An 8,078-nucleotide genomic window follows, 5' to 3' on the forward strand; every position below is an offset into this window, starting at 1 on the left:
GGGCTCTGCGGGCATCAGAAGGTGTCCGGCTCCTCTGCGCCGCCGTGGTCCTCGTGGTGGCTGAGGTACGGCATCAGCTGCTCCGCGAGTTCGTCGCGCGAGTCCGCGGTGAGACCGGACGTGCCGGTCAGGTAAATGGCGTTGAGCAGTTGGTCGGTGGCGAGTTCACCGCTGTTGCCGCGCTCCAGGAAGCGGGCGATGAGGGTACGGGCGTACGCGTCCGGCTCGCCCAGGTGGGCGCGGACGATCGCCTCCAACTGCTCCTCCTCCGGCTGGCGCAGCTGCAGCCTGACGCAGCGGCGCAGGAATGCGGGCGGGAACTCGCGCTCGCCGTTGCTGGTCAGCACCACGAACGGGAAGGCGTGGCAGCGCACCCGGCCGGCCGTGACGGCGACCCGCTCGTCGCCGCCGTCGACCATGACCTGCGCCTCGGGCGTGGAACGGGCCGCGCGCCGCAGCTCCGGGATCTCGTACTGGCCCTCCTCCAGGACGTTCAGGAGGTCGTTCGGCAGGTCCAGGTCGCTCTTGTCGATCTCGTCGATGAGCAGGACGCGCGGGCGCCGGTAGGGAAGCAGCGAGGTGCCGAGCGGGCCGAGGCGCAGGTGGTCCTGGAGTTCGCCGCCCGAGGGCAGGTCCTGTCCCGCCTGGACGCGGGCGGCCGCGTACAGGCGCGACAGCGGGTCGTACTGGTAGAGGCCGTCGGCGAGGACCGAGCGGCTGGTGATGTTCCAGCGCAGCACCGGGCCGAGCCGCAACTCCCGCGCCACCGCGTACGCGAGGGACGACTTGCCGCTGCCCGGCGGGCCCGTCACGAGCAGCGGGCGGCGCAGGTACAGGGCCGCGTTGACCAGCTGCACCGCCTGCTCGGTGGGCCGGTACGTGACCGCGCGGTGCGTGCGGTCGGGCGCGCCCGCCGGGTCTTCGGCGGGCGGGTCCAGGGGCCGGTCGCCGCCCCCGTCGAAAGCGCGCCAGGGCGGCGGCGCGGGCAGCGCGTCGACGCCGTCGTGCGGCTCGCCGGTGCCGGTGTAGACGGGCGCTTTGGACATGCTTCTCCTTCGTGAGGGGCGGCTCAGCCGACCGGTGAGTGTCTGAAGCCCACCGCCGGCTCGGGGAAGCAGCGCGGGTCCTCCCAGAACAGCGTCACCTGCCGCGCCCACTCCTGGTCCGAATCGCGCCGCAACTCCCAGATGTCGTACGGGAGTTCACCGGGCGCCCGGCTCTCCACATACGCCCCGACGGCGTCCAGGAAGGACGTGCCGGGGCAGTCGTCCTTCGGTTCGTGGCCGCCCTCGCAGCCGGTCTGCGGCCACAGGATGACCGGCACGGGGGCGTTCAGGCCCGCCTTGAACTGGCCCTTGGCGCGGGCCGCCCTGGGCGGTGCGGCGAAGCCGAGCAGGCCGGTACGGGGGCGCAGTTGCCGGGTGAGGGACACCTGCCCCTGGTCGCTGCCGCACTCCACCCGGTGCAGCTCGGCGCCGGTGGTGCGCGTGTCGAGCTCCTGCCAGGCCTGGTGCAGCTTGTGCTGGAGCATCGGGTCGCGGCGCCGCGCCAGGTCCATCACGACGACCGGCGAGAACGAGCCGAGCGGCGTCGGGTCGTCCTTGCTGCGCTTCCAGGTGTGCACCGGGTTGTTGTGCCACTGCCGGGGCAGCGCGAACGCGATCAGCTCGTGCGCGTCGCGGTCGATCAGCCGGTACGCCTCACTGATCCGCTCCAGGGCGTACGCCTTCACCTTGCCGCGCGGCAGCGAACGCTCCCCGACCGGGTGCCGCTCCTGGCCCCGGCACAGCGACACCGAGACGATGAACTGGCCCTGGCCCGCGCCGCTGTGCTCGATCTCGACGAGCACCGACTCCCAGCGGCGTGCGGGCACGCGCGGGTTGCGGGATACGGGCGCGGGCACGGGTGCGGGCTGCCCGTACGGGGGTTGGGGCTGTCCGTACGAGGGTTGCCGCTGCCCGTACGAGGGTTGCCGCTGTCCGCCGGGCCAGCGCTGCAGGGCGTGCCGGGTGGCCGTGTCCGTGTCGACGAAGTCGGCGAGGCGGGCGGCGAAGCGGGCCGGGGCGGTGGGGTCCGTCGACTCGGCGAGGGTGTACCAGGCCGCCTCCCACAGCGAGCCGAACCGTTCACGCGGCGGCAGGGTGCCGTGCGGGCCCACCGCGTCCCGGTAGAGCCGCTCGGGACTCGCCTCGACACCGGCCGCCTCGGCCCGCGCGATCAGGGCGCGCAGCTCCGCCTTGTCCGCGCGGGTGTGGCCGGGGGTGGGGATCAGCTCGCCGAGCCGTGGCCAGTAGCGCGCCATGATCCCGCTGGGCAGCATCCGGCCGCCCCGGATGCGCGGGTCGCGGTCGGCGGCGGTGACCATGCCGACCACCTCCTTGGTGTCGGCGTGCACCACGGCCGCGCCGCTGAACCCGGGCGCGAGCGGCTGCCCGTACGCGCTCCACGCCTCCAGTTGCACCCACTCGGCGGCGATCAACTGGTCGGCGGTGACCCGGAATTCGGCGACCGTGCCCTCTTCGTAGTGCTGGGGGAAGCCGTACGCGAGCAGCTTCGGTTCCTCGGCGCCGTAGGCCTCGGTGAGCGGCGCGAACCTGGCGGGCTCGATCGGCACCGGGCGGTCGAGGGCGAGCACCGCCAGGTCGCCCGGGTCGGTGGCGGCGCCGTGCCAGCCGCCGTGCGCGACGACGGTCGCGGTGAACGGGCCGAGCGCGGGGCTGCCCGGGAAGGTGACGGTGGTCGTCACACCGTGCTCGGGGGCGTCGGCGGCGACGACATGCGCGCAGGTCAGGACGTGCCGGTCGGAGACGAGGAAGCCGCCGCCCACCTCGTTCCCGCAGCCGATCCGGGCGTGCCAGGACGGGCTGTTCACGGGGTCGCGCCGGCCCCCGGCGCGGGTGCGGGGTCCGGGGCGGTTGTGGGGTCCGCGGTCGGTGTCGGCTGCGGGGACCAGGAGAGCTTGACGACCAGGTGGCCCTCGACGGCGGACTTCGCGATCACGGCGCCCGCCTCGGCGGTCAGCTTCACGCCGAACTCGATCTCCACGGCGTCCGGCTTCAGGCTCCCGTCCCGGAACACCCGCAGCGCCGACTCGGCCGCCGCGCGGGCACCCGCCAGGGAACTCTCGAACGTACGGGCCGCCTGGACCGCGCCGCCCGCGCCACGGGCGGCGAGCCCGATGCCTCCGGCCAGGTCGTCCTCGGCGACGGCCACGACGATCTGCGTATCGGCGTCGTCCGTGTCGAACTGCACCAGACTGTCCATCAGTTGCCCCCGTCGGTCACCGGCCGCACCCGTCCGCACCTGGCCGTGTGGATCAACCACATTGTTGCGGACGGCCGTTGACCACCACAACGCGCGGGCGCGGCCGGGACGTTCCCGGCACAAGCGGCGACGCCGCCTCCCCCTGGGACGGGGGGAGACGGCGCCGCGGCGTACTGCGTGGAGCTCTGTGCGTCAGACCAACCAGCCCACGAAGTGGACGACGCCGGCGAGGAGGTCGGTGAGGAAGTTCATGGTGGTGCTCCTTGGTATTGCCTGGTGCGCACGTGGGACCACGTGCTGGGACTCGCAATTACGGTCTGCAGCCCGTTGCTTGCGCTCCGTAAGCATCGTTGGTCACTCATGCCCCGCGCAATCTCAGCGGCCACGATCACCTGTTCCAGGGAACACCTGCTCCCCTGTTCGTTTCCACGGGCAACCGGATCGGGACACACGGTTCACGCCACCGCTCACTGACGTTCCGTCACCACGCCGCGTACGAGACCGAGTTCGAGCAGGTCGGCGGGGCGGAGGCGGAGCTGGTCGGCGGTCGCGCGGGTCTCCTCCGCCGGGCGCTTGAGGATCGCCGCCGCCAGCTCGGGCGCGATCACCGAGAAGTAACTGTCCGCCGTCGCCCAGGTGTTGTCGGGCGCCGCGAGCGCGAGCGCGCCGCCCGAGCCGCCCTCCCCGACGACGAGCGTGGTCACCGGCACGGGTGCCGCCGCCACCGCCGCGAACAGATCGGCGATGGCCGCGCCCGCGCCCGCCCGTTCCGCCTCCGGACCGTTGGCCGCGCCAGGCGTGTCGACCAGGGTGAGGACCGGCGTGCCGAGCCGCCCCGCGAGCCGTACGAGCCGCGCCGCCGTGCGGTAACCGGCGGGTGTCGTCGCCGTGCCGCACTGCGCCGCGAACGCCACCGCCCGCCCGCCGCGCAGCCCGAACCCGCACAGCATCCCGTCGTCCACACCACCGCAGCGGTCGCCCCGCACCGGGGCGCGCTCCTCGAAGTACGCGTCCAAGTAGGCGGCGGCGCGCGGCCGTTCGGGCGCCCGCGCGCGGAGCACCGCCTCCCAGCCGGACTCCGCGGGCGCCGCGTCGCCGAGCGCGCCGGGCGGCGGCACCGGGCCCGCCGCGGGCCGGGTCAGCGCCTTCAGGCGGAGCGCGAGATCGGCGCGCAGCTCATCGGGGCGCAGCACCGCGTCCACGGCGCCCGCCGCGTACTGCGCCTCAGCCGTGTACGCGGCCGGATCCGCGTCCGCCGGACGGACCCGCGACCCGGCGAAGCCGACCTGCGCGCCGGTCAGCGCCACCGTCATGTCGGCACCCGCGCCGAGCGTGGCCCAGCCGCCGCCCGTCGTGGGGTCCCGCAGTACGGCGATCTGCCCGAGCCCCGCCGCGGCCGTCAGCGTGGACTGCCGTGCCACGCGCTGGAGTTGGCCGAGCGCGACCATGCCCTCCTGCATCCGGCTGCCGCCCGTGGCGATCAGCGAGACCAGCGGCAGCCGGTGCGCGCGGGCGTGCCGGTGCGCGGCCTCCAGACGGTCGCCGGTCCGCTCCCCGAGCGAGCCGCCGAGATAGCCGAACTCGAAGGCGATCAGCACGGCCGGGGTGCCGTCCACCTCGGCGGTACCGCACACCACGGACTCCCGCTCACCGGTGCGCTCCTCGGCACGGGCCCGGGACGCGCCGTACCCCTGCCAGCGCAGCGGGCCGTCGTCGTACGGCAACTCGCCTGCGGGCGCGGGCAGTTCGGCGAAGGTGCCGGGGTCGGCTACTTCGGCGAGGGCGGCGCGGGCGCCTTTGCGAGTGTCGGGTCGTGTGGGGCCGCCGGGACCCGAGGCGGGCGTGTGGTCACTCATGGAGAGACCGCTTCATGATCTTCCCCATGTCATTACGGGGCAGCTCCGCCAGGTACCGCACCACGCGCGGGCGCTTGTGCGGGGCCAGTTGGGCCGCCACATGGTCCACGAGGGCGGTGGCGGCGGGCGGGCGCGCCGGGTCGTCCGGCACGATCCAGGCGACGATCCGCTCGCCCAGGTCGGCGTCCGGCTCGCCGGTCACCGCGGCCTCGCGGACACCGGGGTGGTCGAGCAGCGCGTTCTCGATCTCGCCCGCGCCGATCTTGTAACCGCCGCTCTTGATCAGGTCGGTGGCCTTCCGGCCGACGATCCGTACGTACCCGTCCGGGTCGCGCACCGCCATGTCGCCGGTGCGGAAGAACCCGTCGGCGGTGAAGGCGGCCGCCGTGGCGTCCGGCCGGTTCAGGTACTCGGTGAAGAGGTTCGGGCCACGCACCTGGATCTCGCCCACCTCGGCCGGGTCGGTGGTCGGCGCGCCCGCCTCGTCGACGAGCCGCAGCTCCACCCCGGCAAGCGGCACCCCGACGGTGCCGGCGCGTGGCTCGGCGTCGGCGCGCACGCTGGTGTTCATCAGGGTCTCGGTCATGCCGTACCGCTCGATGACGCGGCAGCCGGTCGCGGCGGTGATCCGGTCGTGGTCGTGCACCGGGAGCGCGGCCGAACCGGAGACGAGCAGCCGGGCCCCGGAGAGCGCCTTGGCCAGCGGCCGGTCGCCGGGCAGGGCCTGCGCGATCCGGTGGTACATGGTGGGCACGCCGAACAACATCGTGGCCCCGGAGGCCAGTTCACGCGTCACGCCCTCGGTGGAGAACCGGCCCAGGTGCCGTACCGCGCCCCCGCGCCGCAGCGGGCCGAGGACGCCGAGGATCAGGCCGTGCACATGGAACAGCGGAAGCCCGTGCACCAGGACGTCGTCGGCGGTCCACTGCCAGGCGTCGGCCAGGGCGTCCAGGGTCGAGGCGAGCGCACGCCGCGGCAGCACCGCGCCCTTCGGCGGACCCGTGGTCCCCGAGGTGTAGACGACGAAGGCGGGGGAGTCCGGCGCGGGCTCGTCCGGCAGCGGCGGCCCCGGCACGGCGGGCGCCTCGGCGCGTACGTCGATCCGCCGCAACGACCCGAGCGCGTCCGGGAGTTCGTCGTCCGGAGCGGCGAATACGGCGAGGGGCGCGCTGTCCGCGATGACATGGCTCAGCTCGCTCCCGCCGGTCTTCGGGTTGAGCGGCACGGCGGGCACCCCGGCGAGCAGCGCGGCGAGCACGCCGACGGCGGTCTCGGCGGTGGGCGTGGCCCACACCGCGACCCGGCCGCTCCGGTCGAGCCCGGCGGCCAGCGCACCGGCGGCCGCGGCGAGTTCCGCGTACGTCAGGGCGAGGTCGCCGAAACGCAGGGCGGGGCGGTCGACACCCGCGACGAGGTCCGGGAAAAGCGCCGGATGGGATGAACTCACGCCTGATGACTCCTTGCTGTCGTCCATGGCACTGCCGGGTCTGGGTACCCGAGCGTGCCACGGCCGCGCAACTCCCGGGAGCGGACGGCCAACCCGGCGCGTACGGTGCTGCCGCCCACCTCACCCCTGCCCGCATCCGGGGCACCCCCAACACCCCGTGCGCGCCCTCTTCCCAACGGTCTCCCCAGGCAACACGATGCTCACGACCACCCGCGCACGACCTCGTAACCAGGGGGAACCCGGTGCCCATCCGACGATCAACGATCCGTCGCGCGTACGTACCGCTGCTGCTCGCCGCGGCCGCGCTACTCGCCCAACTCCCGGCCGCCGCAGGGGCGGAGGCGGCCGAGCGGCGCCCCGTCGTGTTCGTGCACGGCTACAACGCCGACCCCGGCGTCTGGGGCTCGCTGCGCGACGACTTCAAGGCCGCCGGGTACACCGAGGGCGAGCTGTACTCCTGGGGGTACGACACGAGCCAGTCGGTGAACGAGACGCTCTCCGGCGAGTTCGGGGCGTACGTCGACGAGGTGCGGGCCAGGACCGGCGCCGCCGAGGTCGACGTGGTGGCCCACTCGTTCGGCAGCCTCGTCACCCGCTGGTACGTGAAGCACGGCGGCGGCACCGGCAAGGTCGCCCACTGGGCCTCCCTCGCGGGCCCCAACCACGGCACCGGCACGGCCTGGGCCTGCGCCGCCTGGTCCCAGGCCTGCCGGGACATGACGCCCGGCTCGTACGTCCAGGACAGGCTCGCCGAGGGTGACGAGACGCCCGGCGACACCGCGTACGCCACCTGGTGGTCGGAGTGCGACGAGGTGATCAACCCGGACGACAGCGTGCTCCTGGACGGCGCCACCAACAACGCGGCGGGCTGCCTGAAGCACAACGAGCTGCTCGGTGATGAGGGGGTTTCGCGGGGGGTTCGGGACTTCGTGGCCTCGTAGCGCGCGCTATGTGAGAGACACGCGTTGCAGCAGCCCCCAAGTGAACTCCGCGACACACGCCCGCAGTTGACCGCCCTCCGACTCCGGTACGGAGAGCGCCAGGCCCCAGCGGGTCGGCGCCGACCCTTCGAGCGGCCGGGCCGGGGGGAAGGCGCGGGCCGCCTCGTCCACCGTGCAGGACCAGGGAGTAGCGAGGTCGGCCAGGGTGCGCAAGGTCGGGCCCGGTGTGCCCGGCCTGCGGATCAGCCACTCGTTCCACACCGCGCCGGTCGGCCCGAGCAGCACCTCGAAGCGCAGCTCGGGCCAGAGCGGCACCGGCCAGAGCAGCGCCTCGCACTCCAGGTCGCCGATGGTGCGCCGGAGCGTCTCGGGTGCGCCGAGCACCGAGCGGTACCGGGAAGCGGCGGACCGCCCGCGCGGTGAGCGGGACATCGCCTGCCAGCGGCGGTTGGCCTCCCGCATCTCGCCGACGGAGGCACCGAGCGCGCGCCGGGCGTCCTCGACGAGCCCCGGGTTGTGGTCGGCCATGCGGCGCAGCAGCACGAGCTGGAAGTCGGTGGGGCCGAAGGG

At 74.2% G+C, this 8,078-nt stretch carries 7 protein-coding genes; 1 reads left to right on the forward strand and 6 read right to left on the reverse strand.

Features of this window, described 5'->3' with window-relative positions; genetic code table 11:
- Nucleotides 1–14: 14 nt before the first annotated feature.
- The 5 genes from GUY60_RS30275 to GUY60_RS30295 all read right to left on the reverse strand — a co-directional run bounded on the left by GUY60_RS30275 (nucleotide 15) and on the right by GUY60_RS30295 (nucleotide 6,567).
- Complete coding sequence (locus GUY60_RS30275) at nucleotides 15–1,046, reverse strand: MoxR family ATPase (protein WP_161703570.1); 1,032 nt, start codon at nucleotides 1,044–1,046, stop codon at nucleotides 15–17.
- Nucleotides 1,047–1,069: 23 nt separating this feature from the next.
- Nucleotides 1,070–2,872 (reverse strand): VMAP-C domain-containing protein, encoded by a 1,803-nt coding sequence (locus tag GUY60_RS30280; protein ID WP_312866483.1) that lies wholly within the window; start codon nucleotides 2,870–2,872, stop codon nucleotides 1,070–1,072.
- Nucleotides 2,869–3,264: a CU044_2847 family protein gene (locus GUY60_RS30285; protein WP_161703572.1), complete on the reverse strand. Its 396-nt coding sequence runs from the start codon at nucleotides 3,262–3,264 to the stop codon at nucleotides 2,869–2,871. Before GUY60_RS30285 ends, GUY60_RS30280 begins: the two co-directional genes overlap by 4 nt.
- 467 nt (nucleotides 3,265–3,731) lie before the next feature.
- Nucleotides 3,732–5,120 carry a carboxyl transferase domain-containing protein gene (locus GUY60_RS30290; protein WP_161703574.1) on the reverse strand — a complete coding sequence of 463 codons (1,389 nt, stop codon included), beginning with the start codon at nucleotides 5,118–5,120 and terminating at the stop codon, nucleotides 3,732–3,734.
- Complete coding sequence (locus GUY60_RS30295) at nucleotides 5,113–6,567, reverse strand: acyl-CoA synthetase (RefSeq protein ID WP_312866484.1); 1,455 nt, start codon at nucleotides 6,565–6,567, stop codon at nucleotides 5,113–5,115. The genes GUY60_RS30290 and GUY60_RS30295 overlap by 8 nt, the downstream gene beginning before the upstream one ends.
- Nucleotides 6,568–6,830: 263 nt before the next feature.
- Here GUY60_RS30295 and GUY60_RS30300 point away from each other — a divergent pair, with 263 nt between their 5' ends.
- A complete protein-coding gene (locus GUY60_RS30300) occupies nucleotides 6,831–7,508 on the forward strand; it encodes an esterase/lipase family protein (RefSeq protein WP_446697007.1) in 678 nt (225 codons plus the stop codon).
- A 6-nt stretch (nucleotides 7,509–7,514) separates the two neighbouring features.
- Here the strand turns inward: GUY60_RS30300 and GUY60_RS30305 are convergent.
- A partial coding sequence (locus GUY60_RS30305; RefSeq protein ID WP_161703580.1) for a hypothetical protein occupies nucleotides 7,515–8,078 on the reverse strand: 564 nt, incomplete at its 5' end.

This window comes from Streptomyces boluensis (genome assembly GCF_009908195.1).
In the GTDB taxonomy this organism is placed as follows: domain Bacteria; phylum Actinomycetota; class Actinomycetes; order Streptomycetales; family Streptomycetaceae; genus Streptomyces; species Streptomyces boluensis.

What these genes read in the sequence shown, in the direction of transcription:
- GUY60_RS30275 (WP_161703570.1), bottom strand. Translation starts at nt 1,046, where the DNA reads ATGTCCAAAGCGCCCGTCTACACCGGCACCGGCGAGCCGCACGACGGC.
- GUY60_RS30285 (WP_161703572.1), bottom strand. Translation starts at nt 3,264, where the DNA reads ATGGACAGTCTGGTGCAGTTCGACACGGACGACGCCGATACGCAGATC.
- GUY60_RS30290 (WP_161703574.1), bottom strand. Translation starts at nt 5,120, where the DNA reads ATGAGTGACCACACGCCCGCCTCGGGTCCCGGCGGCCCCACACGACCC.